The organism is Streptomyces sp. NPDC031049 (assembly GCF_055571015.1).
Genome location: NZ_JBVIGC010000001.1, coordinates 1 through 24,441, shown reverse-complemented (window position 1 = coordinate 24,441; position 24,441 = coordinate 1). Strand labels below are relative to the sequence as shown.

General features: G+C 72.2%; 19 protein-coding genes. 6 read left to right on the top strand and 13 right to left on the bottom strand.

Annotation, left to right across the window (positions count from 1 at the left end):
• Positions 1–37: 37 nt before the first annotated feature.
• Positions 38–601: a DUF6114 domain-containing protein gene (locus ACZ45Q_RS00095; protein WP_468253506.1), complete on the top strand. Its 564-nt coding sequence runs from the start codon at positions 38–40 to the stop codon at positions 599–601.
• Positions 591–1,988: a hypothetical protein gene (locus ACZ45Q_RS00090; protein ID WP_468253505.1), complete on the top strand. Its 1,398-nt coding sequence runs from the start codon at positions 591–593 to the stop codon at positions 1,986–1,988. The genes ACZ45Q_RS00095 and ACZ45Q_RS00090 overlap by 11 nt, the downstream gene beginning before the upstream one ends.
• Positions 1,989–2,132: 144 nt before the next feature.
• Here ACZ45Q_RS00090 and pyk read toward each other — a convergent pair whose 3' ends face one another.
• The 3 genes from pyk to pta form a co-directional block, all read right to left on the bottom strand.
• Positions 2,133–3,557 carry a pyruvate kinase gene (gene pyk / locus ACZ45Q_RS00085; protein WP_468253504.1) on the bottom strand — a complete coding sequence of 475 codons (1,425 nt, stop codon included), beginning with the start codon at positions 3,555–3,557 and terminating at the stop codon, positions 2,133–2,135.
• Between the two features lie 85 nt (positions 3,558–3,642).
• Positions 3,643–4,857 carry an acetate kinase gene (locus tag ACZ45Q_RS00080; RefSeq protein ID WP_468253503.1) on the bottom strand — a complete coding sequence of 405 codons (1,215 nt, stop codon included), beginning with the start codon at positions 4,855–4,857 and terminating at the stop codon, positions 3,643–3,645.
• Positions 4,854–6,944, bottom strand: coding sequence for a phosphate acetyltransferase (gene pta / locus ACZ45Q_RS00075; RefSeq protein ID WP_468253502.1), 2,091 nt, complete (start codon positions 6,942–6,944; stop codon positions 4,854–4,856). Before pta ends, ACZ45Q_RS00080 begins: the two co-directional genes overlap by 4 nt.
• Before the next feature lie 186 nt (positions 6,945–7,130).
• On the opposite strand from pta, the gene ACZ45Q_RS00070 reads away from it, so the two are divergent.
• Positions 7,131–8,156 carry an ATP-dependent 6-phosphofructokinase gene (locus ACZ45Q_RS00070; RefSeq protein ID WP_468253501.1) on the top strand — a complete coding sequence of 342 codons (1,026 nt, stop codon included), beginning with the start codon at positions 7,131–7,133 and terminating at the stop codon, positions 8,154–8,156.
• Positions 8,157–8,233: 77 nt separating this feature from the next.
• Here the strand turns inward: ACZ45Q_RS00070 and ACZ45Q_RS00065 are convergent, their stop codons facing one another.
• From ACZ45Q_RS00065 to ACZ45Q_RS00040, 6 genes are all read right to left on the bottom strand, one after another.
• Positions 8,234–8,938, bottom strand: coding sequence for a helix-turn-helix domain-containing protein (locus tag ACZ45Q_RS00065; protein WP_468253500.1), 705 nt, complete (start codon positions 8,936–8,938; stop codon positions 8,234–8,236).
• Between the two features lie 114 nt (positions 8,939–9,052).
• The gene (locus ACZ45Q_RS00060) at positions 9,053–9,892 is read right to left on the bottom strand and encodes a carbohydrate ABC transporter permease (RefSeq protein WP_468253499.1); all 840 of its coding nucleotides are present in this window, start codon (positions 9,890–9,892) and stop codon (positions 9,053–9,055) included.
• Between the two features lie 6 nt (positions 9,893–9,898).
• Positions 9,899–10,855, bottom strand: coding sequence for a carbohydrate ABC transporter permease (locus ACZ45Q_RS00055; RefSeq protein ID WP_468253498.1), 957 nt, complete (start codon positions 10,853–10,855; stop codon positions 9,899–9,901).
• A 28-nt stretch (positions 10,856–10,883) separates the two neighbouring features.
• Positions 10,884–12,254 carry an extracellular solute-binding protein gene (locus ACZ45Q_RS00050; RefSeq protein ID WP_468253497.1) on the bottom strand — a complete coding sequence of 457 codons (1,371 nt, stop codon included), beginning with the start codon at positions 12,252–12,254 and terminating at the stop codon, positions 10,884–10,886.
• A gap of 200 nt (positions 12,255–12,454) precedes the next feature.
• Positions 12,455–13,144 carry a response regulator gene (locus tag ACZ45Q_RS00045; protein ID WP_468253496.1) on the bottom strand — a complete coding sequence of 230 codons (690 nt, stop codon included), beginning with the start codon at positions 13,142–13,144 and terminating at the stop codon, positions 12,455–12,457.
• A complete protein-coding gene (locus ACZ45Q_RS00040; protein ID WP_468253495.1) occupies positions 13,141–14,799 on the bottom strand; it encodes a sensor histidine kinase in 1,659 nt (552 codons plus the stop codon). The genes ACZ45Q_RS00045 and ACZ45Q_RS00040 overlap by 4 nt, the downstream gene beginning before the upstream one ends.
• Before the next feature lie 147 nt (positions 14,800–14,946).
• Between ACZ45Q_RS00040 and ACZ45Q_RS00035 the strand changes: the two genes are divergently transcribed.
• Positions 14,947–16,368, top strand: coding sequence for a cation:dicarboxylate symporter family transporter (locus ACZ45Q_RS00035; RefSeq protein WP_468254252.1), 1,422 nt, complete (start codon positions 14,947–14,949; stop codon positions 16,366–16,368).
• Between the two features lie 138 nt (positions 16,369–16,506).
• On the opposite strand, the gene ACZ45Q_RS00030 is transcribed toward ACZ45Q_RS00035, so the two are convergent.
• Complete coding sequence (locus tag ACZ45Q_RS00030; protein ID WP_468253494.1) at positions 16,507–16,950, bottom strand: MarR family winged helix-turn-helix transcriptional regulator; 444 nt, start codon at positions 16,948–16,950, stop codon at positions 16,507–16,509.
• A 59-nt stretch (positions 16,951–17,009) separates the two neighbouring features.
• Here ACZ45Q_RS00030 and ACZ45Q_RS00025 point away from each other — a divergent pair, with 59 nt between their 5' ends.
• Together ACZ45Q_RS00025 and ACZ45Q_RS00020 are read left to right on the top strand one after the other, a co-directional pair.
• Entirely contained in the window at positions 17,010–17,630 is a 621-nt protein-coding gene (locus ACZ45Q_RS00025; RefSeq protein WP_468253493.1) for a maleylpyruvate isomerase family mycothiol-dependent enzyme, read from the top strand.
• Positions 17,631–17,796: 166 nt separating this feature from the next.
• Entirely contained in the window at positions 17,797–20,064 is a 2,268-nt protein-coding gene (locus ACZ45Q_RS00020) for a HelD family protein (protein WP_468254250.1), read from the top strand.
• A gap of 27 nt (positions 20,065–20,091) precedes the next feature.
• Here ACZ45Q_RS00020 and glgB read toward each other — a convergent pair whose 3' ends face one another.
• The 3 genes from glgB to ACZ45Q_RS00005 form a co-directional block, all read right to left on the bottom strand.
• On the bottom strand, positions 20,092–22,596 hold the full coding sequence (gene glgB, locus ACZ45Q_RS00015; RefSeq protein WP_468253492.1) for a 1,4-alpha-glucan branching enzyme: 2,505 nt from the start codon (positions 22,594–22,596) through the stop codon (positions 20,092–20,094).
• Positions 22,597–22,643: 47 nt separating this feature from the next.
• Positions 22,644–24,038: a maltokinase N-terminal cap-like domain-containing protein gene (locus ACZ45Q_RS00010; RefSeq protein WP_468253491.1), complete on the bottom strand. Its 1,395-nt coding sequence runs from the start codon at positions 24,036–24,038 to the stop codon at positions 22,644–22,646.
• Positions 24,039–24,138: 100 nt separating this feature from the next.
• Positions 24,139–24,441: alpha-glucosidase C-terminal domain-containing protein (locus ACZ45Q_RS00005; protein WP_468253490.1), on the bottom strand; the 303-nt coding region annotated here is incomplete at its 5' end.

Here is a 24,441-nt window from a genome sequence, read left to right as displayed (position 1 = left end):
ACCACCACAGCAACGCCGTACCAGGGAGCTGTTTTCCATGAGCGCCGAGACTCCTGCCGCCAACGGCCAGTTCACCCTCCGGAGGCAGCAGTTCCGCGCCTGGCGGGGCAACCGGCCGTTCTGGGCCGGCCTGTTCGTCATGCTCGGCGGACTCCCCATCGCCTACTTCCCGTACGCGAACCTGCGACTCGGCCACCTGACGCTGGCGATGGCGACCACCGCGGGCGCCGGGTCCCTGATCATCGGCGTACTGCTGGTCGTCCTGGGCGTCAGCCTCTGGTTCCAGAAGCACGTCCGGGTGTTCGCGGGCGTCGCCGCGATCCTGCTGGCGCTGGTGTCCATCCCCGTGTCCAACCTCGGCGGCTTCCTCATCGGCTTCCTCCTCGCGCTCATCGGCGGCGCGATGGCCGTGTCCTGGGCGCCGGGCGAGGCGCCGGGCGCCCAGCCGGCGGTCGACGGCACCACGGGGACGGGCGGTGCCCCGCAGGGCGCGGCCCCCGACACCACGGCCCCCGAGCCGCAGGACGGGGCGGGCGAGCCCAACGATCTGTCAGGAACGAGCCCGGCCAACGGGGCGAACGGGAGGCACAGTGCCGGCTGACGAGGTGACTCACGGGGCTGACGTGGAGTCGTCCCGTGTGAGAACCGGGCCGCGCCACGCGGCACCCAAGAAGCCGTTGTTCACCAGGCTCCAGATGCCGGCCGGGAAGGCGATAGCCCTGGCGGCGATGCCGACGGCGGTTCTCATGGGGATGGGATTCACGCCGACGCTCGCCGTCGCCGACGGCAACGACTCGGCCAAGCCGACGACGAACAGTCTCACGGCCGACGAGTACAAGGACTGCGTGGCGGCTCTGGAGGAGGAGGGCAAGGAGAAGGACGAGGGCGACGGGTCCGCGTCCCCCACCCCCACCCCCTCGGCGAGCCGGAGCGGTGACGGCGCCCAGGACACGGAGGGAGAGCAGCCGTCCGCGGAGCCGTCCGCCGGGGATCCGGGCACGGGACCGGGAGCGGAACAGGACCCGGGCACGGACGCGGGTGCGTCCTCGTCGTCCTCTTCGTCGGATTCAGGTTCCGACGACAAGGACGAGCCCGCCCCGTCCCCCTCGGCGTCCGCCGGGGGCGCCGCGTCCCCGGCGCCCTCGCCGTCCGAGAGCCGCGGCAACGTGCTGGAGGAGATCGGCGACGCCATCGAGGGCGTCTTCACCGGCGGCCGGAAGGACGCCGGGAGCCCGAGTCCCACGCCGACCCCGTCCGCCTCGCAGAGCACCTCCGAGAGCGCGGGCGACAAGGCGGCGGACGCCGTGGAGGACCCGGCGGGCACCGCCTCCGAGGCGGCCGGCCAGGCCGGTGACACCACAGGTGACACCGCCGGGAAGGCCGTCGAGGACGCGGGGGACGCCGTCGAGGACACCGCGGACGCGGCGGAGGGGGCGGCCGAGGAGGCCGCCGGTGCCACCGCCTCGCCGAGTGCCACCCCGAGCCCGTCCGAGAGCGCCGGGACCGACCTGGAGGACTGCCCGGTCGCCACCGACGCCGAGGGCGGGGTCGACAACACCGTTCCGCTGCCGGACGACCCCTGGTACCTGGACGCCAGCTCGCTGCTGCTGAAGGGCGCCTCCTACAAGGGCGTCGTCGAGGTGCGGACCGCCAACGGCACGACCAAGAAGGTGCTGAAGTACGTCATCTCCGACGGCACCGACATAGGCGACCTGCACCAGACGGTGAAGGACGACCAGTCCGGCAAGACCTACCACGTGCAGGCGGCCAAGGGCTCGACGTCCACGATCCGCGGCGGCGACACGGTGATGTACACCGAGAGCATCTCCGGCAACCTGCTCGGGCTGATACCGATCACGTTCGACCCGGAGCACCCGCCGCCGCTCGACATCCCGCTGATCTACTTCACGAAGGTGAAGGTCGTGCAGGCCGGCCAGTTCGGCGGCAACCTGCACGTCCCCGGGCTCCAGCAGTACATCACCGACTGAGCCGCACACCGCACGGACCCGTTCGGGAGCCGCACACGCGCCGAGGGCGCCCCTGTCGCCAGGGGGCGCCCTCGGCGCCGTGGAAGGCCTGCGGGGCGCCGGGCCCGCGCGGCCCGTGAAGCCGTGACGAGGGCCCCGCGGGCCTCAGTTGCGGCCGCCCAGGTGGTGCACCCGGACCATGTTGGTGGTGCCCGGCACACCGGGGGGCGAGCCGGCGGTGATGACCACGATGTCGCCGTCGTTGAAGCGGTTGAGCTTGATCATCTCCTGGTCCACCAGGTCGACCATCTCGTCGGTCGAGTTGACGAACGGCACCACGTGCGGCTCCACGCCCCAGCTGAGCGCCAGTTGGTTGCGGGTGGACTCGTCGGTGGTGAAGGCCAGGATCGGCTGCGTGGCGCGGTAGCGGGAGAGCCGGCGGGCGGTGTCGCCGGACTGGGTGAAGGCCACCAGGCCCTTGCCGCCGAGGAAGTCGGCGATCTCGGCGGCGGCGCGGGCCACCGAACCGCCCTGCGTGCGCGGCTTCTTGCCCGGCACCAGCGGCTGGAGGCCCTTGGAGAGCAGCTCCTGCTCGGCCGCCTGGACGATCTTCGACATCGTCTTGACGGTCTCGATCGGGTAGGCGCCCACGCTCGACTCGGCGGACAGCATGACCGCGTCGGCGCCGTCCAGGATCGCGTTGGCCACGTCGGAGGCCTCGGCGCGGGTCGGGCGGGAGTTGGTGATCATCGACTCCATCATCTGGGTCGCCACGATCACCGGCTTGGCGTTGCGCCGGCACAGCTCGATCAGGCGCTTCTGCACCATGGGGACCTTCTCGAGCGGGTACTCGACGGCGAGGTCGCCACGGGCGACCATCACACCGTCGAACGCCATCACGACGTCCTCCATGTTCTGCACCGCCTGCGGCTTCTCCACCTTGGCGACGACCGGGACCCGGCGGCCCTCCTCGTCCATCACGCGGTGGACGTCGGCGACGTCCTTGGCGTCCCGGACGAAGGACAGGGCGACGAGGTCGCAGCCCATGCGGAGGGCGAAGCGGAGGTCCTCGACGTCCTTGTCGCTCAGCGCGGGCACGTTGACGGCCGCGCCCGGCAGGTTGATGCCCTTGTGGTCGGAGATGACGCCGCCCTCGATGACGATCGTCTTCACCCGGGGGCCGTCGACCTCGGTGACCTTCAGCTCGACGTTGCCGTCGTTGATGAGCACCTGGTCGCCCTTGGCCACGTCGCCGGGCAGGCCCTTGTACGTCGTGCCGCAGATCGTCTTGTCGCCGGGCACGTCCTCGGTGGTGATGGTGAACTCGTCCCCCCGCACCAGCTCGACGGGGCCCTCGGCGAAGGTCTCCAGCCGGATCTTCGGGCCCTGGAGGTCGGCCAGGACGCCGATGGCCCTGCCGGTCTCCTTCGCGGCGGCGCGGAGCCGGTCGTAGCGGCCCTGGTGCTCGTCGTGGGTGCCGTGGCTGAAGTTGAAGCGGGCCACGTTCATGCCGGCTTCGATCAGGGCGACGAGCTGCTCGTGGGAGTCGACCGCGGGGCCGAGAGTACAGACGATTTTCGAACGGCGCATGGGGCGATCCTATCGGTTTGTTTCGCTCCGGAATATTCCGCCTAGCGGAAGATACAAATGGGCGCGGGTCTGCTCACCCGTGAATTCATCGGCTGTTCTTTTCGACCAGTGCGTACGTTTGTGTGGCGATCTCCAATTCCTCGTCGGTCGGCACCACGGCGACCTTCACCCGGGCGTCCCCGGGCGAGATCAGCCGGGGACCGTCGCCGCGCGCGGTGTTCAGGCCGGGGTCGACCGCCAGGCCCAGCCCTTCCAGGCCCGCCACGGCAGCCTCCCGCACCGGTGCCGCATTCTCACCGACCCCGGCCGTGAAGGCGACCGCGTCCACCCGTCCGAGGACCGCGTAATAGGCGCCGATGTACTTCTTCAGACGGTGAATGTAGATGTCGAAGGCCAGCTGCGCGTCTTTGTCCCCCTCCTCGACGCGGCGCCGGATCTCCCGCATGTCGTTGTCACCGCACAGACCGAACAGGCCGCTCCTCTTGTTGAGCAGAGTGTCGATCTCGTCCGTGGACATTCCGCCGACCCGCTCCAAATGGAAGATGACCGCCGGGTCAAGGTCTCCGGACCGCGTACCCATCACCAGCCCCTCCAAAGGCGTCAGTCCCATGGAGGTGTCCACGCACCGGCCCGCCTCGACCGCCGACGCCGAGGCACCGTTGCCGAGGTGCAGCACGATCACGTTGACCTCGGACGGGTCCTTGCCCAGCAGCCGCGCGGTCTCCCGGGAGACGTAGGCGTGCGAGGTGCCGTGGAAGCCGTAGCGGCGGATGCGGTGCCGGTCGGCGATCTTCGGGTCGATCGCGTAGCGCGCCGCCGACTCCGGCATCGTCGTGTGGAACGCCGTGTCGAAGACGGCCACCTGGGGCAGGTCGGGGCGGAGCGCCCGGGCGGTGCGCAGACCGGTGAGGTTGGCCGGGTTGTGCAGCGGGGCGACGGGGATCAGCCGCTCGATCTCGGTGAGCACGCCGTCGTCGACGAGGGTGGGCTCGGTGAAGAACATGCCGCCGTGCACCACCCGGTGCCCGATCGCCGCCAGCTCCGGGGAGTCCAGGCCCAGACCGTCGCGGGCCAGCTCCTCGGCGACCGCCTTGAGGGCGGCCTCGTGGTCGGCGATCGGCCCGCTCTGCTCACGGGTGTCGGCGCCGGCCACGCAGGTGTGCTTCAGCCGGGAGGTCTGCTCGCCGATGCGCTCGACCAGTCCCACCGCCAGCCGGCTGCGGTCCCGCATGTCCAGCAGCTGGTACTTCACCGACGAGGAGCCGGAGTTGAGGACGAGGACACGGGTGGGGGAGGTCACTGTTCGGACGCCTTCTCGCTCGGATGCTGGGCCTGGATCGCCGTGATGGCGACGGTGTTGACGATGTCCTGGACGAGCGCGCCCCGGGACAGGTCGTTGACCGGCTTGCGCAGGCCCTGGAGGACCGGGCCGACGGCGATCGCGCCGGCCGAGCGCTGCACGGCCTTGTAGGTGTTGTTGCCGGTGTTGAGGTCGGGGAAGATCAGCACGGTGGCCTGCCCGGCGACCTCGGAGCCGGGCAGCTTGGTCGCGGCCACCGACGGCTCGACCGCGGCGTCGTACTGGATCGGGCCCTCGACGCGCAGGTCCGGCCGGCGCGAGCGGACCAGCTCCGTCGCCCGGCGCACCTTGTCGACGTCGGCGCCCGACCCGGACGTACCGGTGGAGTACGACAGCATGGCGATCCGCGGATCGACCCCGAACCGGGCCGCCGTTGCCGCCGACTGGACGGCGATGTCGGCCAGCTGCTCGGCGTCCGGGTCCGGGTTGACCGCGCAGTCGCCGTAGACGAGCACCTTGTCGGCCAGGCACATGAAGAACACGGAGGAGACGATGGACGCCTCCGGCCTGGTCTTGATGATCTCGAAGGCGGGGCGGATCGTCGCCGCCGTGGAGTGCACCGACCCCGACACCATGCCGTCGGCCAGGCCCTCCTGGACCATCAGCGTGCCGAAGTAGTTCACGTCGGACACCACGTCGTAGGCCAGCTCCACGCTGACGCCCTTGTGGGCGCGCAGGGCGGCGTACTTCTCGGCGAAGGCGTCGCGCAGGTCGCTGGTGGCCGGGTCGATCAGCTGGGAGTCGCCGAGGTCGATGCCGAGGTCGGCGGCCTTCTTGCGGACGGCGTCGACCGGGCCGAGCAGGGTCAGGTCGCACACGTCCCGGCGCAGCAGCACCTCGGCGGCGTGCAGCACCCGCTCCTCGGTGCCCTCCGGCAGCACCACGCGGCGCTTGTCGGCGCGGGCCTGTTCCAGCAGCGAGTGCTCGAACATCATCGGGGTGACGCGGTCGCCGGAGGGGGCGGAGACGCGACGGCTGAGGTCGCCGGTGTCGACGTACCGCTCGAACACGCCGAGCGCGGTCTCCGCCTTGCGCGGGGTGGCCGCGTTGAGCTTGCCCTCCAGGGAGAACAGCTGCTCGGCGGTGGGGAAGCTGTTGCCCGACACCGACAGCACCGGGGTGCCGGGGGCGAGGCGGGCGGCGAGGGTGAGGATGTGGTCGCCGGGGACCTCGTCGAGGGTGAGCAGCACACCGGCTATCGGCGGGGTGCCGGCGCTGTGCGCGGCCAGCGAGCCGACGACCAGGTCGGCGCGGTCGCCCGGGGTGACGACCAGGCAGCCGGGGGTCAGCGCAGCCAGGAAGTTCGGCAGCATGGCGCCGCCGAAGACGAAGTCCAGCGCGTCCCGCGCGAGCCCCGAGTCGTCGCCGAGGACCACGTCGGCGCCGAGGGTGTGCGCGATCTGCGAGACGGTCGGCGCGGACAGCGCGGGCTCGTCGGGCAGCACCCAGCACGGCACCGGCAGCCGGCCCCTGAGCCGCTCGGCGATCTCGTCGCGGTCCTGGCGGGCCACCCGGTTGGCGACCATGGCGAGCACGTCGCAGCCCAGCCCGTCGTAGGCGCGGAAGGCGTTGACGGTCTCGGCGAGGACCGCCTCGGCGGGCTGCTTGCGGCCGCCGACGACCGGGAGCACGGACGCCCCGAACTCGTTGGCGAGCCGGGCGTTGAGCGACAGCTCGTCCGGCAGCTGGGTGGCGGCGTAGTCGGTGCCGAGCACCAGGACCACGTCGTAGTCGCGGGCGACCAGGTGGAAGCGGTCGACCAGCGCGGACACCAGCTCGTCCGTGCCCTGCTCGGCCTGGAGCGCGGACGCCTCCTGGTAGTCCATGCCGTACACCGTGGCCGGGTCCTGGGCGAGCCGGTAGCGGGCCCGCAGCAGCTCGAACAGGCGGTCGGGGCCGTCGTGGACGAGGGGACGGAAGACGCCGACCCGGTCGACCTGCCGGGTCAGGAGTTCCATGACCCCCAGCTCGACGACCTGGCGGCCGTCGCCGCGGTCGATACCGGTCACGTACACGCTGCGCGTCACGCGTGGTCTCCGTTTCCATCGGGGCGCTGTCACAAAAATCGCCCACCGAGGTGAGCAGAACCCTCTTGACAATACCTCCGGCGATGGATAAGGCGCCCGTCAGTGCCCTGTCGGCACCGCCCGGTGGGGCATGGAAGAATCGGCAGTGGCCCACCGGCATCAACATCGAGCAGGAGACACAGCACGATGCGCATCGGAGTTCTCACCGCAGGCGGCGACTGCCCCGGCCTGAACGCCGTGATCCGGTCGGTCGTGCACCGCGCGGTCGACAACTACGGAGACGAGGTCATCGGCTTCGAGGACGGCTACGCGGGACTGCTCGACGGCCGCTACCGCACCCTCGACCTGAACGCGGTCAGCGGCATCCTCGCCCGCGGCGGCACCATCCTCGGCTCCTCCCGGCTGGAGCGCGACCGGCTCCGCGAGGCCTGCGAGAACGCCGGTGACATGATCCAGAGCTTCGGCATCGACGCGCTCATCCCGATCGGCGGCGAGGGCACGCTGACGGCGGCCCGGATGCTCAGCGACGCCGGTCTGCCGGTGGTCGGCGTGCCGAAGACCATCGACAACGACATCTCCTCCACCGACCGCACCTTCGGCTTCGACACCGCCGTCGGCGTCGCCACGGAGGCGATGGACCGCCTGAAGACCACCGCCGAGTCCCACCAGCGCGTGATGGTCGTCGAGGTCATGGGCCGGCACGCGGGCTGGATCGCCCTGGAGTCCGGCATGGCCGCCGGTGCACACGGCATCTGCCTGCCCGAGCGCCCCTTCGACCCCGCCGACCTGGTCAAGATGGTCGAGGCCCGCTTCGCCCGCGGCAAGAAGTTCGCCGTGGTCTGCGTCGCCGAAGGCGCGCACCCCGCCGACGGCACCATGGACTACGGCAAGGGCGCGATCGACAAGTACGGCCACGAGCGCTTCCAGGGCATCGGCACGGCGCTCGCCTACGAGCTGGAGCGGCGCCTGGGCAAGGAGGCCAAGCCGGTCATCCTCGGCCACGTCCAGCGCGGCGGCACCCCGACCGCGTACGACCGGGTGCTCGCCACCCGCTTCGGCTGGCACGCGGTGGAGGCCGCGCACCGGGGCGAGTTCGGCCGGATGACCGCGCTGCGCGGCACGGACATCGTGATGGTGCCGCTGGCGGAGGCGGTCACCGAGCTGAAGACGGTGCCCAAGGACCGCATGGACGAGGCCGAGTCGGTCTTCTAGGAGCCCGGGCCACGGGTGCTGATCGACGGCCTGCGGAGCCCGGCCAGGGGTGCTGCTCGACCGCGTGGCCAACCCGGCTACGGGTGCTGCTCGACCGCCGCCCAGAAGTGCTCCACGATCCGTTCCAGGAACGCGTCGCCCGAGTCGGCGGAGTCCCGGCTGCCGCCGCCCCAGCTGAGCGTGGCGGCCATGTGGCCCTGGTAGTCGGTGTGCAGTTCCTGGAGGACGCCCTCCAGGACCGCCCGCTCCAGGGGCACCACCTTGCCGACCGGGCGGACGTAGCCCTGCCAGCGGGTGCTCACCGCGCTCCGCAGCAGCTCGGCGAGTTTCTCGTCGCGGCCGGTGACGGTCACGAAGTCGGGCAGGCCGAGACCGAGCGCGTCGGCGAGCGCGACCGACTGGCGTTCGGTGCCGCGCCAGTCCCCCGTCTCCTCCATCCGCAGATACGCCTGGAGTTCCAGCCCGACCGCGCGGGCGAGGTCCTCCGGGGCGAGGCCGCGGGCGATGCGGTGCTCGCGCAGGGTGCGCGGGCGGCCGAGGAGTTCCCCGGGCGAGCACCACAGCACACCCGCGAGGGCGGTCAGTTCCTGGCTGCCGGGGGAGGCGATGCCCCGTTCCCAGGCGATGACGAGGTCCGGGGTGACGTAGGGCAGTCCGTACGAGACACGCATGCCGTGGGCGACGTGTTCGGGTCCCATGCCGAGGGCGGCCCGCAGCCGGCGGGCCGCGAGGGCGTTGAACGGGGGACCGGGTCGGTTCGGTGGAGCTGAGGGTCGGCGCACGGGCGACAACGTAGGGGCCGGCGCGGCCGGTGACTACGGTCGGTTCGGACAGGATCACGGATTGTAGGAACCTACGGTTTCGGTCACGCGTGACCGAAACGGACGGTCACCGGCTCATCCCTTGACCGCGCCGCCCAGCGCGAACCCGCCGCCCAGCCGCCGGGCGATCAGCACGTACAGCAGGATCACCGGCGTGGAGTAGACGATCGAGAACGCCGCCAGCTGACCGTACGCCACCATGCCCCGGTTGCCGAAGAACTCGTTGATGCTCACCGACGCCGGCATCTGGTCCGGGGTGAGCAGCAGCATGAACGGGACGAAGAAGTTGCCCCACATCATCACGAACGAGAACACCGTCACCACCGCGACCCCGGGCCCCATCAGCGGCAGCACGACGCGCACCAGGGACTGAAGCGAGGACGCCCCGTCCGTCCACGCGGCCTCCTCCAGCTCCTTGGGCACGCCGTCCATGAAGTTCTTCATCAGCCAGATCGCGAACGGCAGCTGGGAGGCGGCGAAGAAGAAGACCGTCCCCTGCATGGTGTCGATCAGATCGACCCGGACGAACAGGGCGTAGACCGGCACCATGATCGCCGTGATCGGCAGGCTGGTCGCGAAGAGGACCGTCAGCAGGAACGGCCGGTTCAGCCGGGACCGGAACCGGGACAGCGGATAGGCCGCGAGCGCCGCGCACACCACGGTCAGCGCCGTCGCGCCGCCGCACAGCACGAGGCTGTTCAGCAGCGGGGTGAAGGTGATCTCCGGGGTGAGGATCGCGTCGAAGTGCTCCAGCGTCAGGCCGTCGGGCGCCTTGACCCTGAGGTCAGCGCGCGGGTCCAGGGCGGAGAGCACCACCCAGGCCAGTGGCAGGACGAAGGCCAAGGCCGCCAGGGACAGCCCCGCGTCGGCGGCCAGGCGGTGCCGGGTGCGGCGGGAGGCGAGGGTGCGGGGCATGCGGGTTCAGACCTCCGTCCGCAGCAGGCGCAGATACACGATCGAGAACAGCGAGCCGATCAGCAACAGCAGCAGGGCCACCGCGGTGCCGTAGCCGATCAGGCTGTTCTGGAAGGCCTGTTCGTACATGAACAGCGGCAGGGTCTGGCTCTTTCCGCTGGGGCCGCCGCGCGTCATCACCCAGATCAGACCGAACACCGACAGCGTCTGGAGGGTGTTGAGCATGAGGGTGGTGCCGATGGAGCGGCGGATCATCGGCAGCGTCACGTGCCACATGCGGCGCCAGCCCCCGGCGCCGTCGACCTGCGCGGCCTCGGTGATCTCCTTGGGGATCTCGTTCAGCGCCGCGGAGTACACCAGCATCGAGAAGGCCGTGCCCCGCCAGACGTTGGCGAACGACACCGCCAGGATCGGCAGCGTGAACAGCCAGTTCTGGGACGGCAGATGCAGCCAGTCCAGGATGGCGTTGAGGGTGCCCTCGCGGCGGAAGAACGCGTACAGCAGGAACCCGGCGACGACCTCCGGCAGCACCCACGCCGTGACCACGATCCCGCCGGTCAGCGTGCGCACCGGCTTGGAGGCGCGCTGCATCAGCGCCGCCAGCGCCAGACCGAGAGTGTTCTGCCCGATCAGCGACGACAGCACCGTGAACACCAGGGTCAGCCATACGGCGTTGAGGAACGCCTCGTCCTGGAAGGCCCGCCGGAAGTTCTCCAGCCCGACGAAGGACTCCTCGGCCTGCCCGGTGAGCTGGAGGTCGGTGAAGGCGATGACGACGCAGTAGCCGATCGGGCCGGCCAGGAACAGCAGGAGCAGGACCACGGCCGGGGAGAGCGGCAGCGCCCGGGCCAGGCCGCGGCGCCGGGCATCCCGCCGCGCCCGGGCGGGGGAGCCGGCGCGCGGGCCCGGGGGAACCTTGCGGGTCCCCGGGCCGCCGGCGTGGGACGGGGCGGCCGCCGTCATCGGCGTCCCCCGCCCGCCTCCGTGTCCGTCACTTCTCGACCACCTGGTCGTCGGTGGCCTCCCGCAGCGCCTCGTCGTAGCCGCGCGCCGCCTCCTCGACCGACATCTCGCCCGTCGTCACGCCCTCCATCGCCTCCTGGATGGCCACGGACACCTTCGGGTACGCGGGGTAGGCCGGCCGGTAGTGGGTGTACTCGACCAGGCCGGTGAAGAACCGGATGCTCGGCTGCGCCTCCACGTAGGCGGGGTCGTCGGCGACGTCCTCGCGGACCGCGATGCCCGAGTTGGCGACGTACCACTTCCGGGCGTTCGCCTTGGTCTGCATCGTCTTGATGAACTCGAAGGCCAGGTCGGGGTTGTCCGCCTCGGCCGGGATCGCCCACGTCCAGCCGCCCGACATGCTCACCCTGCCCGGTGCCTGGCCGTGCTGGGTGGGCATGTGGGCCAGGCCCAGTTCCTCGGGCCACTCGGGCCACTCGTGTCCGCTGCCCTCCAGCCAGTCCTGCGGCAGCCAGGAACCGTCCAGCGCGATGCCGAGCTTGCCCTGCGGCAGCAGTTCGCCGCGCACGCGCGTGCTGAAGTTCGGGTCGAGCGCGTCGGAGACCTCCGGGCCGAGCTTCTCCTCGTAGACCGTCTCCACGAAGGCGAGGGAGTCCCGGAACGCCTTGCTGCCGGCGATCCACTTCTTGGCGTCCTTGTCGTACAGCGGGTCCGAGGTGCCGTCGCCCGTGCCGTACAGCAGCATCTGGAAGCCCTGCATGGTCGCGGCCTCGCCCGCGGGCTTGCCGGTGTAGACGTTGAGGGGGACGACGCCGGGGACCTTCCGCTTGATGGTGCGCGCGGCGTCGAGGACGTCCTCCCAGTTCTCGGGCTGCCAGTCGGCCGGGAGCCCGGCCCTGGCGAAGACGTCCTTGCTGAACCACAGGCCGCGGGTGTCGGTGCCGTCCGGGACGCCGTACGTCCTGCCGTCCTCGCCGCGGGCCGCCGCCTTCGCCGTGTCGACGAACCGGTCCCACTCCGGCCAGGCGTCGAGGTAGGGGTCGAGGGGCTTCAGATAGCCGCTGGTGATGTCCGAGTTGATGAGGAAGGTGTCCTCGTAGACCAGGTCCGGCGCGGTCTTGGGGGAGCGCAGCATCTGCTGGAGCTTGGTGTAGTACTCCGAGTCCGGGGCCTTGATGGGCAGCAGCTCGACCTTCTTGCCGGGATGGGCCTTCTCGAACTGCTTCTTCATGTCCGCGAGATAGGTGTCCATCACCTTGACGGAGTTGTCCGTGGACTGCTTGAAGGAGACCTTCACCGTGTCCGGATCGCTGCCGGAGCCGCCCGAGCAGGCGGCGAGCGCGGTGGAGGCGAGGGCGGTGAGAGTGACCAGGACGGTGATCCGGACGGTGGGGCGCACGGGCACGACCTCCTGCGGGCGCACGTCGTTGTGGCCGTCGGTTGCAGGTGAACGTAAGAGCAGTGGTCTAGTCAGGTCAATGCCCGTGCGGGGCGCTTCGGCGGGACCCGCCGAGTCGGGGTCCGTGCGCTCTTGGCGGGTTCGTCGTGGCTGGTCGCGCTCACGCGGCGGAGCCGCACAGTGAATGCAGCCCCGCGCCCCTAGGGGCGCTGCCGGACCCAGCGGTAGACCAGCTCGGGCCGGCCCACCTGGCCGTACTGCGGGGTGCGCCGGGCGCGGCCCGCGTCGACCAGGTGTTCCAGGTAACGGCGGGCCGTGATGCGGGAGATGCCCACGGTCTCGGCCACGCCCGCCGCCGTGAGGCCCTCCTCCGCGTCCCGCAGCGCGACGGTCACCCGCTCCAGCGTGGGCGCGCTCAGCCCCTTCGGCAGCGCCGCCGGGCCGGGGGCGCGCAGCGCGGCCAGCGCGCGGTCGACCTCGTCCTGACCGCTGGCCTCGCCGGCCGCGCCGCGGAACTCGGCGTAGCGCACCAGGCGGTCCCGCAGGGTGGCGAACGTGAACGGCTTCAGCACGTACTGCACGACGCCCAGCGACACGCCCTCGCGCACGACCGCCAGATCGCGCGCCGACGTCACCGCTATCACGTCGGCGTGGTGCCCGGCCGCCCGCAGGGTGCGGGCCAGTTGCAGTCCGTGCACGTCCGGCAGGTGCAGGTCGAGCAGGAGCAGGTCCACCGGCGTACGGTCGAGCACGCGCCGCGCCTCCGCGCCGGAGTGGGCCGTGCCGACGGCGGTGAAGCCCGGCACCCGGCCGACGTACAGCACGTGCGCGTCGGCGGCGACCGGGTCGTCCTCGACGACCAGGACGCGAATGGGCTGCCCGGCGGTCACGCGTCGCCTCCGGACACCGATCCGGCTGCGCCGCCCCGGGCCACCGACGGCTCCCGGCCCCCGGTCAGCGGCAGCCGCACCTCGAACCGCGCCCCGCCCTCCTCGGCCTCGCTCACCGTCAGGGACCCCGCGTGCCGGTGCACCGCCTGCCGCACCAGCGCCAGGCCCAGGCCCCGCCCGTCGGGGCCGGCCGGCTTGGTCGTGAACCCCCGCTGGAAGACCAGGTCGGCGTGGGCGGGATCGACGCCCGCGCCCGTGTCGGTCACCCGCAGCACCAGCTCCGTACCCGCCGTGTACGCCGTGACGGTCGCCCGCGCCCGGGTGCTGCCCTGCGCCGCGTCGACCGCGTTGTCGATCAGGTTGCCCAGGATGGTCACCAGGTCCCGGGCGGGCAGCGACGGCGGCAGCAGCCCGTCGTCCAGGCGGCTGTCGGGGGACACCACCAGCTCCACGCCGCGTTCGTTGGCCTGCGCCGTCTTGCCCAGCAGCAGCGCGGCCAGCACCGGCTCGGTCACCGCCGCCACCACCTGGTCGGTCAGCGCCTGCGCCAGTTCGAGTTCGGCCGTCGCGAACTCCACGGCCTCCTCCGCGCGGCCCAGCTCGATCAGCGAGACGACCGTGTGCAGCCGGTTGGCGGCCTCGTGGGCCTGCGAGCGCAGCGCCTGGCTGAAGCCGCGCTCGGAGTTAAGCTCGCCCGTCAGCGACTGGAGCTCGGTCACGTCGCGCAGGGTGACGACGGTGCCGCGGCGCTCGCCGCCGGACACCGGCGAGGTGTTCACCACCAGCACCCGCTCCTGGGTGACGTGCACCTCGTCCACGCGTGGCTCGGAGGCCAGCAGCGCACCCGTGAGCGGGCCCGGCAGTCCCAGGCCGGCGACCGACCGGCCGATCACGTCGTCGTCGGCGGACACGCCCAGCAGCTCCCGTCCTCCGTCGTTGATCAGCGCGATGCGGTACTGCCCGTCGAGCATCAGCAGGCCCTCGCGCACCGCGTGGAGCGCCGCCTGATGGTAGTCGTGCATCCGGCTCAGCTCGGTCGCGTTCATGCCGTGCGTGTGCCGGCGCAGCCGGGCGTTGACGACGTAGGTGCCGACCGCGCCGATCGCCAGGGCCCCGGCCGCGACGCCGAGCAGGGCGGTCAGCTGGTCCTGCGCCCGCTTGCTGATCTCCTCCACCTTGATGCCGGCGCTGACCAGGCCGACGATGCGGCTGCCGTCCTCGACGGGGGCCACCGCCCGGACCGACGGGCCGAGGGTGCCGGTGTAGGTCTCGGTGAAGGTATGGCCCCGCTGGGCCTGCTCGATGTGGCCGCGGAAGGGCCGGCCGATCTGCTCGGGGTTGGGGTGGGTCCAGCGGATGCCCTGCGGATCCATGATCGTCACGAAGTCGACCCCGGTGTCCCGGGTGATCGTCAGGGCGTACGGCTGGAGCAGTGCCGAGGGGTCGGGGGTGCGGATCGCCTCCCGCACGGACGGCGAGTCGGCTATCGACAGGGCCACCGCCCTGGCCTGCCGGCCGGCCGCCTGCTCCGCCTGCTGCTGGTCGCTGACGTAGGTGAACAGTGCGTATCCGGCCACGACCACGGCGATCAGCACGGCCTGCATCGCGAAGAGCTGACCGGCCAGACTGCGGGGGCGCGGTACCGGAAGGTGCATGCCGACAGTCTCCCTCGCGGCCGATCGCGAACTAAATGAACGGAAGGGTGACCGCACTCACAGCGCAGGAGATAGTCACGGCATCCCCCACTCCCGGACGTGAGCCGCACGCCGGTGACAACCGACGACGTCGTCAAGGAGGCCGCCGTGACCAGCAGCGCAGCTACGTCACCCGCCGCACCGAAAGCCAAGCGGGACCGCACGCACTACCTCTACATAGCGGTGATCATCGCGGTCGCCCTCGGTATCGTCGTGGGTCTCGCCGCGCCCGGCTTCGCCCAGGAGCTGAAGCCGATCGGCACCGGCTTCGTGAACCTGATCAAGATGATGATCTCGCCGATCATCTTCTGCACGATCGTGCTGGGCATCGGTTCGGTGCGCAAGGCCGCCAAGGTCGGTGCCGTCGGCGGCATCGCCCTGGTCTACTTCCTGATCATGTCGCTGGTGGCGCTCGGTATCGGCCTGGTCGTCGGCAACATCCTCGACCCGGGCACCAGCCTCGCGGTCACCGACGCGGTACGGGAGACCGGCCACGCGCAGGTCGACGCGGAGGCCCAGGGCACCACCGAGTTCCTGCTCGGCATCATCCCCACGACCATCGTGTCCGCCTTCACCGAGGGCGAGGTGCTCCAGGCCCTGCTCATCGCCCTGCTGTGCGGTTTCGCGCTCCAGGCCATGGGCCCGGCCGGGCAGCCGATCCTGCGCGGCATCGAGCACATCCAGCGGCTGGTCTTCCGCGTCCTCGCCATGATCATGTGGGCCGCCCCGGTCGGCGCCTTCGGAGCCATCGCCGCCGTCACCGGCTCGGCCGGCCTCGACGCCCTCAAGAGCCTGGCCGTGCTGATGCTCGGCTTCTACGTCACCTGCGTCCTGTTCGTCTTCGTGGTGCTCGGCGCGCTGCTGCGGGTCGTCTCCGGCGTCAACGCCTTCTCGCTCTTCAAGTACCTGGGGCGCGAGTTCCTGCTGATCCTGTCGACCTCCTCCTCGGAGTCGGCGCTGCCGCGGCTCATCGCCAAGATGGAGCACCTGGGCGTCAGCAAGCCGGTGGTCGGCATCACCGTCCCGACCGGCTACTCCTTCAACCTCGACGGCACCATGATCTACATGACCATGGCCTCGCTGTTCATCGCCGACGCCATGGGCACGCCGATGTCGATCGGCGAGCAGATCCCGCTGCTGCTGTTCCTGCTGATCGCCTCCAAGGGCGCCGCCGGTGTCACCGGCGCGGGCCTGGCCACGCTCGCGGGCGGTCTTCAGTCCCACAAGCCCGCCCTGGTGGACGGCATCGGCCTCATCGTCGGCATCGACCGCTTCATGAGCGAGGCCCGCGCGCTGACGAACTTCGCCGGCAACGCCGTGGCCACCGTGCTGATCGGCACCTGGACCAAGGAGATCGACAAGGCCCGGGTGAACGAGGTGCTCGCCGGCCGGGCACCGTTCGACGAGAAGACGCTGCTGGACGACGGCCACGGCGGCGCATCGTCCGCCGGTGCGGACGCCGGTGCGGACGCGAGTGCGGACGCCGACGCGCCGGAGCAGGGCGGCGAGAAGGAGCTGGCCCGGGCCTGAACACCGGGCCGGCCAGGACGCCGGGCGGCCGGGATGCTCCCCCGTCGCCCAGCCGCCCGGCGGCCCCACCCCCTGATGCCCGGGTCCCACCCCACCGGGGACCCGGGCATCAGGCCTGCCCGCCCGCCGGCGCCGGCGTCAGGACGTCTCGGCCCACGGGTCGGTGATCTCGCGCAGCCGGGTCAGGGCCTCGCGCAGCTGTGCCATCCGGCGCTGCCCGAGGTGGGCCGTCCACTCCCGCTCGACCTCGGCGACCACCGCGTCGGCGACCTCCTTGGCGGCCAGCGCCCGAGCCGACAGGCACACCAGCCGGGCCCGCCGGTCCGCGGGGTCCGGCGCCCGCGTGACGTACCCGGCCTTCTGGAGCTGGTCGACCAGGAAGCCCGCGGTCTGCTTGGTGATCTGCGCCTGCTCGGCCAGCTCGGTCAGCCGGGTGCCGTAGGGCCCGATCCGCTGGAGGACCCGGGCCTGGGCCGGCGTGAAGTCGTCGAAGCCGGCGTCCGCGAGCGCCGTGAAGACCCGGTTCTCCAGCGCCCGGTACGGGATGAACAGCAGCACGCCCGTGGTGAGTTCGCTTGACACTGGTCAGCCTCTCTGACTAATTTGGTCAGTGAAGCTTACCACTGAAGGTGGGTGATCCCATGGGCGTGGTACTCGACGTGGACGACTCCTGGCAGGTCGTCGACCGGGAGCGGGCGAGCCTCGCGGACCTGCTGGAAGGGCTGACCCCCCAGGAGTGGGAGGCGCCCACGCAGTGCGGGGACTGGCGGGTGCGGGACGTGGCCGCCCATCTGACCCTCGGGCCGCGCGCCACGTACGGCCTCGCGGTGCGCGAGCTGGTCCGCGCCCGCGGCAGTCTGGACCGGATGATCCACGACACGGCCGTCCGCGAGGCCCGGCTGCCGGTCGCGGAGATCGTCGCCAACCTCCGCTCGGCCGTCGGCTCCCGCCGGGTCGCGCCGTTCACCACCCACCGGGAATCGCTCATGGACACCCTGGTGCACGGCCAGGACATCGCCCTGGCCGTCGGCCGGGAGCGGGAGATGCCCGCGGAGGCCGCCCGTGACGCCGCCGAGCGGGTGTGGACCATGCGCTTCCCGCCGCGGCCCTGGCCGCTGCCGCGCGCCCGGCTCGTCGCCACCGACATCGACTGGACGCGCGGGGCGGGCGAGGAGATCCGCGGGCCGGTCGCGGCCCTGCTGCTGTTGCTGACCGGCCGCACGGAGGCGGCGTCGCCCCGGCTCGCCGGCCGCCTGTCATAGCTCCCCGGCGGCGGGTCCCGCGCCGGCCGCGGGGCCCCGCCGCCGGCTCGTCCGCACACACGAAAAATCCCCCGCGCAATTGCGCTCGGGGGATTTCCTTGCGTATATTCGGTGATTCGCGACTTCCGAAAAGCGGAGCGCAAAAGAAGTTCAGTGAGCACAGTATATCGGGGCTGGAGCGGAATTGTCAAACACCGGATATCCGGACGATGAATTGCGGCACGAGCAGGAATTCATCGACGGGCTGTACGCGCGGGTGGACGCGCTGCGCGGGGACACCGAGGGCGGCGTCACCGACGCGCTCGCGCAGGGCGACACCCCCATGCAGGCCCGTCTGGAGCGGGACATCCTCGTCGCCGAGCGCTCCGGGCTGCTCGCCGCGCTGAACGCGGTGGACGGCTCCCTCTGCTTCGGCCGCATCGACCTCACCTCGGGCGACGCCCACCACATCGGCCGCATCGGCCTGCGCGCCGACGACGCCGAACGCACCCCGGTCCTCATCGACTGGCGCGCCGACGTCGCCCGCCCCTTCTACCTGGCCACCGGCCACACCCCGATGGGCCTGCGCCGCCGCCGGCACATCGGCACCGAGGGCCGCACCGTGACCGCCCTGCACGACGAGATCCTCGACCTCGGCGACGAGACCCGCACCGGACACGAGGACCCGTCCGGCGACGCCGTGCTGCTCGCCGCGCTGAACTCCGCGCGCACCGGCCGCATGGGCGACATCGTGCGGACCATCCAGGCCGACCAGGACCGCATCATCCGCGCCCCGCACCGCGGCGTCCTGGTCGTCGAGGGCGGCCCCGGCACCGGCAAGACCGCCGTCGCCCTGCACCGCGCCGCCTACCTCCTCTACGAGCACCGCGAACTGCTCGCCAAGCGCGCCGTCCTCATCGTCGGCCCCAACCCGGCCTTCCTCGGCTACATCGGCGAGGTGCTGCCCTCCCTCGGCGAGACCGGCGTGCTGCTGGCCACCGTGGGCGAGCTGTTCCCCGGGGTGAAGGCGACCGCCGCGGACACGCCCGAGGCGGCGGCGGTCAAGGGCCGCGCCGGGATGGCCGACGTGCTCGCCGACGTCGTCCGCAGCCGGCAGGCGCTGCCCGACCCGGTCATCACCATCGAGCACGACCGCGAGGTGCTGATGCTCGACGACGGCCTGGTCAGGGTCGCCCGCGAGCGCACCCGCGCCGCCAGGCTGCCGCACAACGCCGCCCGCGAGCACTTCGAGGGCCACATCCTCAACACGCTCACCGAGCTGTACGCCGAGCGCATCGGCACCGACCCCTTCGACGGCTCCAGCCTGCTGGACGCCGCCGACATCACCCAGATCCGCGACGAACTCGCCGAGAACCCCGAGGTCTGGTCCGCCGTCGACCGGCTGTGGCCGCGCCTGACCCCGCAGCGCCTGGTCGCCGACTTCCTGGCCGCACCGGAGGAGTTCCTCCCCGGTCCGGACGCCGACGCCGTACGCCGCCCGGTGACCCGGCACTGGACCGTCGCCGACGTGCCCCTGCTGGACGAGGCCGCCGAACTGCTCGGCACGGACGACCGGATCGCCCGCTCCCGCGCCGAACGCGAACGGCGGGAGCAGGTCGCCTACGCGCAGGGCGTGCTGGACGTGTCGTACGCCTCGCGGACCTACGAGTTCGAGGACAAGGACGAGGAGGACGCCGAGGTCCTGCTGGCCCACGACATCATCGACGCCGAGCGGTTCGCCGAACGGCAGGAGGAGCAGGACCACCGCAGCGCGGCCGAACGCGCCGCGGCCGACCGCACCTGGGCGTTCGGGCACATCATCGTGGACGAGGCGCAGGAGCTGTCCCCGATGGCCTGGCGGCTGCTGATGCGCCGCTGCCCGACCCGCTCGATGACCCTGGTCGGCGACCCGGCGCAGACCGCGGAGGCGGCCGGCGTCGGCTCCTGGTCGAAGATCCTCGCGCCGTACGTCGAGGACCGCTGGGAGCACACCCGGCTCGGCGTCAACTACCGCACCCCCGCCGAGATCATGGACGTCGCCGCAGCGGTGGTCCGCGCCGAGCACCCGGACTTCGACCCGCCCAGCTCCGTGCGGTCCACGGGCGTACGGCCGTGGGTCCGCGCCGTCGACGACCTCCCGGCCGCGGTGGCCGGGGCGGCCGGCGAACTCGTCCCCGACGAGGGCCGCCTCGCCGTCATCGCCCCGCGCGAGCTGCACCGCGCGCTGGCCGCCCGGCTGGACGGCGTCACCGCGGGCGCCGAGCCCGACCTGACGCAGCGGGTCGTCCTGCTCGACCCGCGCCAGTCCAAGGGCCTGGAGTTCGACTCCGTCCTGGTCGTCGAGCCCGGCCGCTACGGCACCAGCGACCTGTACGTCGCCCTGACCCGGGCGACCCAGCGGCTCGGCGTCCTGCACACCGAGCCGCTGCCGAAGGGCCTGGTGGACCTGGCCTGACCAGGGCCCCGCCCCGCGGGCCGGTGCCTAGGCCGGGCGCAGCCACACCGTCGCCAGGGGCGGCAGGGTCAGCCGGATGCTCGCCGGACGGCCGTGCCATCCCCGGGGCTCGGGCTTGACCGGGCCCGGGCCGCCGACGCCGCTGCCGCCGTAGCGCGCGGCGTCCGTGTTCAGCACCTCGTGCCAGGCGGGCACGTCGTCGGGGACGCCGAGCCGGTAGTCGGGGCGGACGACCGGGGCGAAGTTCGACACCGCCAGCAGCGGGGCGCCGTCGGCGTCCCGGCGCAGGAACGCGAAGACGTTGTCCTCGGCGGCGTCCCCGACCACCCACTCGAAGCCGTCGGGACGGGTGTCGAGCTGCCACAGGGCGGGCGTCTCCCGGTAGACCCGGTTCAGGTCGCGCACCAGATCCCGCACGCCCCGGTGGTCCGCCGCCGCCCCGTACTCCGGGTCCAGCAGCCACCAGTCGGGACCGCGGGCCTCGGACCACTCGGCGCCCTGGGCGAACTCCTGCCCCATGAAGAGGAGCTGCTTGCCGGGGTGGGCCCACATGAAGCCCAGGTAGGCGCGGTGGTCGGCGCGCTGCTGCCACCAGTCGCCGGGCATCTTCGACACCAGCGACCGCTTGCCGTGCACCACCTCGTCGTGGGATATCGGCAGCACGTAGTTCTCGCTGTAGGCGTACACCATCGAGAACGTCATCTCGCCGTGGTGGTACTTGCGGTGCACCGGGTCGTGGCTCATGTACTGGAGCGAGTCGTGCATCCAGCCCATGTTCCACTTCAGCCCGAACCCGAGCCCGCCGAAGCCGCTCGGGCCCTTGTGGTGCGTGGCCCGGGTGACACCGTCCCAGGCCGTCGACTCCTCCGCGATCGTGACGACGCCCGGCACCCTGCGGTAGACGGTGGCGTTCATCTCCTGGAGGAAGGCGACCGCGTCCAGGTTCTCGCGCCCGCCGTGCTCGTTCGGCGTCCACTGCCCCGGCTCGCGGGAGTAGTCCAGGTACAGCATCGAGGCGACCGCGTCGACCCGCAGGCCGTCGATGTGGAACTCCTCGCACCAGTACACGGCGTTGGCGACCAGGAAGTTGCGCACCTCCCGGCGGCCGAAGTCGAACTCCAGCGTCCCCCAGTCGGGGTGGGCGGAGCGCAGCGGGTCCTCGTGCTCGTACAGGGGCCGCCCGTCGAACTCGGCCAGCGCCCAGTCGTCGCGCGGGAAGTGGGCCGGCACCCAGTCCATCAGCACGCCGATCCCGGCCTGGTGCAGCCGGTCCACCAGGAACCTGAAGTCGTCGGGGGTGCCCAGGCGGGCCGTGGGCGCGTAGAAACCGGTGACCTGGTAGCCCCAGGAGCCGCCGAAGGGGTGCTCGGCGACCGGCATCAGCTCGACGTGCGTGAAGCCCAGGTCCTTGACGTACGCGGGCAGCTGCTCGGCCAGTTGCCGGTACGTGAGGCCGGGGCGCCAGGACGGCAGGTGCACCTCGTAGACGGACATCGGCGCCTCGTGCGCGGGGGCGCCGGCCCGGCGGGCGAGCCAGTCCGCGTCGCCCCACTCGTAGCGCGAGGCGTACACGATGGACGAGGTGGCCGGCGGCTCCTCGGTACGGCGGGCCAGCGGGTCGGCGCGCAGCGTGCGCGAGCCGTCGGGCCGGGTGATCTCGAACTTGTACAGCTCGCCCTCGCCGACGCCGGGCACGAACAGCTCCCAGACGCCCGTGGCGCCGAGGGAGCGCATCGGGTGGCCCGTGCCGTCCCAGAAGTTGAAGCCGCCGGCCACCCGCACGCCGCGCGCGTCGGGCGCCCACACCGTGAAGCGGGTGCCGCTCACGCCCTGATGGGTCATCGGCTCGGCGCCCAGCGCCCGCCACAGCTCCTCGTGCCGGCCCTCGCCGATCAGGTGCAGGTCGAGATCGCCCAGCGTGGGCAGGAAGCGGTAGGCGTCCTCCGTCTCCAGCACGCTCCCCTCGTACGCCACGAGGAGCCGGTAGGCCGGGACCCGGTCCAGCGGCAGCAGCCCCGAGAAGAAGCCGTCCCCGTCGTCGTGCAGCTCGGCCCGCAGGTCCCCGGAGACCACGGTCGCCCCGAGGGCGTACGGCCGGAACGCCCGGAAGGCGACGCCGCCGGGCGCCGGGTGGGCGCCGAGCACGGAGTGCGGGTCGTGATGGGTGCCGGCGAGCAGCCGCTCGCGGTCGCCGGCGTCGAGGGCGGGCGAGACGGCCACCTCCACCGGCGCGGGCGGCGTCGCACGGCTCTTCCTCACCGTGGTCTTCTCGGCGGCGGCGCTCTTCGCCGCGGTCTTCCTGACCGCCGCCGTCTTCGAGGCCGTCGCCTTCGAGGCCGTCTTCTTGGAGGCCGTCGTCTTCGAGGCCGTCGCCTTCCGGGCGGCCGTCTTCTTCGCGGCGGTCTTCTTCTCGGCCGTCTTCTTCGCGGCCGTCTTCTCGGCAGCCGCCTTCCTGGTCGTCTTCTTCGCGGCGCTCTGTTCCCCGGCCGGGTTCTCCGGGTCCGGGCCGCTGGACGGGGGGCGGGGGGTCACGAGGGGCGCCTCCTCGGCGAGGGTGAGGTGGTGGGAGGTCGGGTGCGTCAGGCGGCGCCGGATTCGGCCAGGCGGCGCACCGCCGCCAGCGGCACCGGCAGCCAGTCGGGGCGGTGCCGGGCCTCGTACACGACCTCGTACACCGCCTTGTCGGTCTCGTAGGCGCGCAGCAGCACGGGGTCGGTGCGCGGGTCGGCGCCGGCCACCTGCGCGTAGCCGGAGCAGTACGCGGCCCGGCAGTGCTCGGCCCAGCCGGGCACCGGGGAGTCGGCCGAGTGCGCCGCGTAGTCGAAGGAGCGGAGCATGCCCGCGATGTCGCGGACCGGCGGCTGCGGCAGCCGCCGTTCGGCCAGCGGTCTGGCCGGCTCGCCCTCGAAGTCGATCAGCGACCACTCGCCCGACGGGGAGCGCAGGCACTGCCCGAGGTGGAGGTCCCCGTGGACCCGCTGGGCGGTCCAGGTACGGCCCTCGGCGGCCAGGTCGCGCAGCGCCGTGAACGCCGACCGCAGCCCCGGCGCGTACGGCCGCAGCGCGGGCACGTCGTGCACGGCCTCCTCCAGGCGCGCGGACATGCCGGCGACCATGTGCTCCAGCCGGCTGTGGCCCAGGGTGACGGTCGGCAGGACGCGGGCCAGCGCGGTGTGCACCTCGGCGGTGGCCCGCCCCAGCGCCCGCGCCTCGGCGGTGAAGTCCTCGCCCTTGGCCAGCTCCCGCAGGGCCAGCTCCCAGCCGTCGGCCGCGCCCTGGACGTACGGCTGGAGCACGCCCAGCACCCAGGGCTCGCCGCCCAGGTCGGCCGTCATCCACGCCGCCGGGGCCGGTACCCGCGGGCAGCCGGCGCGGGCCAGCGCCAGCGGCAGCTCCAGGTCGGGGTTGACGCCGGGCACGATGCGGCGCAGGAGCTTGAGAATGAACGTATCGCCGTAGACGACCGACGAGTTCGACTGCTCGGCGGTCACCAGGCGCGGCACCAGCCCGGTGCGGATCTCCTGGTCCTGGTCCCGTTCGAAACGCAGCCCGCCGATCCGCGCCTGGGTGCGCAGGGCCTCCAGGAGCAGCTCGGCGGGCCGGGTGTCGTACAGGGCGTCGTAGACCGTGCGCCCGGCCAGCGGGCCCTGTGCCACGTGTCCGATGAGCGCGGGCGCCAGCCGGGGCGGCAGCGCCTCGCGCACGCCTATCAGGAGCTGGTAGCAGTCGCCGGGCTGCTCGGCGGAGCCCGCGGCCGGGACCAGCGGCTGATGGGCGCGGACCAGGACGTGGTAGAGGCCCAGCCGCGCGTCGTGCGGCAGCAGCTCGGTGGCGGCGACCTGCGAGAACCCGGTGACCGGGCGTCCCTTGCCCGCGAACCAGCGCTGCCGCGGCAGCCACTCGCGCAGCAGGGGCTCCAGGGAGGCGAGGAGTCCGGGCGGTGTCGTGACGGTACGTGTGACGGCTTCCGACATGGCGTCGCGCCCTTCCCCTGAGTCGTCGGGGTGTTACTGATGCGTGCCCCGGGCGGGGCGGGGGAAACCGGCCCCGCCCGGGTGTGGACCGCGAGCCGGCCTAGACGGCGTCCCGGCGCAGCCGGAACCAGTAGAAGCCGTGACCGCCCAGGGTCAGCAGGTACGGCAGTTCGCCGATGGCCGGGAACCGCACCCCGCCGAACAGCTCGACCGGATGGCGCCCCCCGAAGGAGCTGAGGTCCAGCTCGGTGGGCTGTGCGAAGCGTGAGAAGTTGTTCACGCAGAGCACCAGGTCGTCCTCGTACTCGCGCAGGAACGCCAGCACCGCGGGGTTGGAGGAGGGCAGTTCGGTGTAGGTGCCCAGGCCGAAGGCCGGGTTCTGCTTGCGGATCTCGATCATCCG

Coding starts and splice junctions, on each gene's coding strand:
- ACZ45Q_RS00040 (WP_468253495.1), bottom strand. CDS start 14,799: ATGCACCTTCCGGTACCGCGCCCCCGCAGTCTGGCCGGTCAGCTCTTC.
- ACZ45Q_RS00025 (WP_468253493.1), top strand. CDS start 17,010: ATGGGCGTGGTACTCGACGTGGACGACTCCTGGCAGGTCGTCGACCGG.
- ACZ45Q_RS00070 (WP_468253501.1), top strand. CDS start 7,131: ATGCGCATCGGAGTTCTCACCGCAGGCGGCGACTGCCCCGGCCTGAAC.
- pyk (WP_468253504.1), bottom strand. CDS start 3,557: ATGCGCCGTTCGAAAATCGTCTGTACTCTCGGCCCCGCGGTCGACTCC.
- ACZ45Q_RS00060 (WP_468253499.1), bottom strand. CDS start 9,892: ATGCCCCGCACCCTCGCCTCCCGCCGCACCCGGCACCGCCTGGCCGCC.
- ACZ45Q_RS00095 (WP_468253506.1), top strand. CDS start 38: ATGAGCGCCGAGACTCCTGCCGCCAACGGCCAGTTCACCCTCCGGAGG.
- ACZ45Q_RS00055 (WP_468253498.1), bottom strand. CDS start 10,855: ATGACGGCGGCCGCCCCGTCCCACGCCGGCGGCCCGGGGACCCGCAAG.
- ACZ45Q_RS00010 (WP_468253491.1), bottom strand. CDS start 24,038: ATGTCGGAAGCCGTCACACGTACCGTCACGACACCGCCCGGACTCCTC.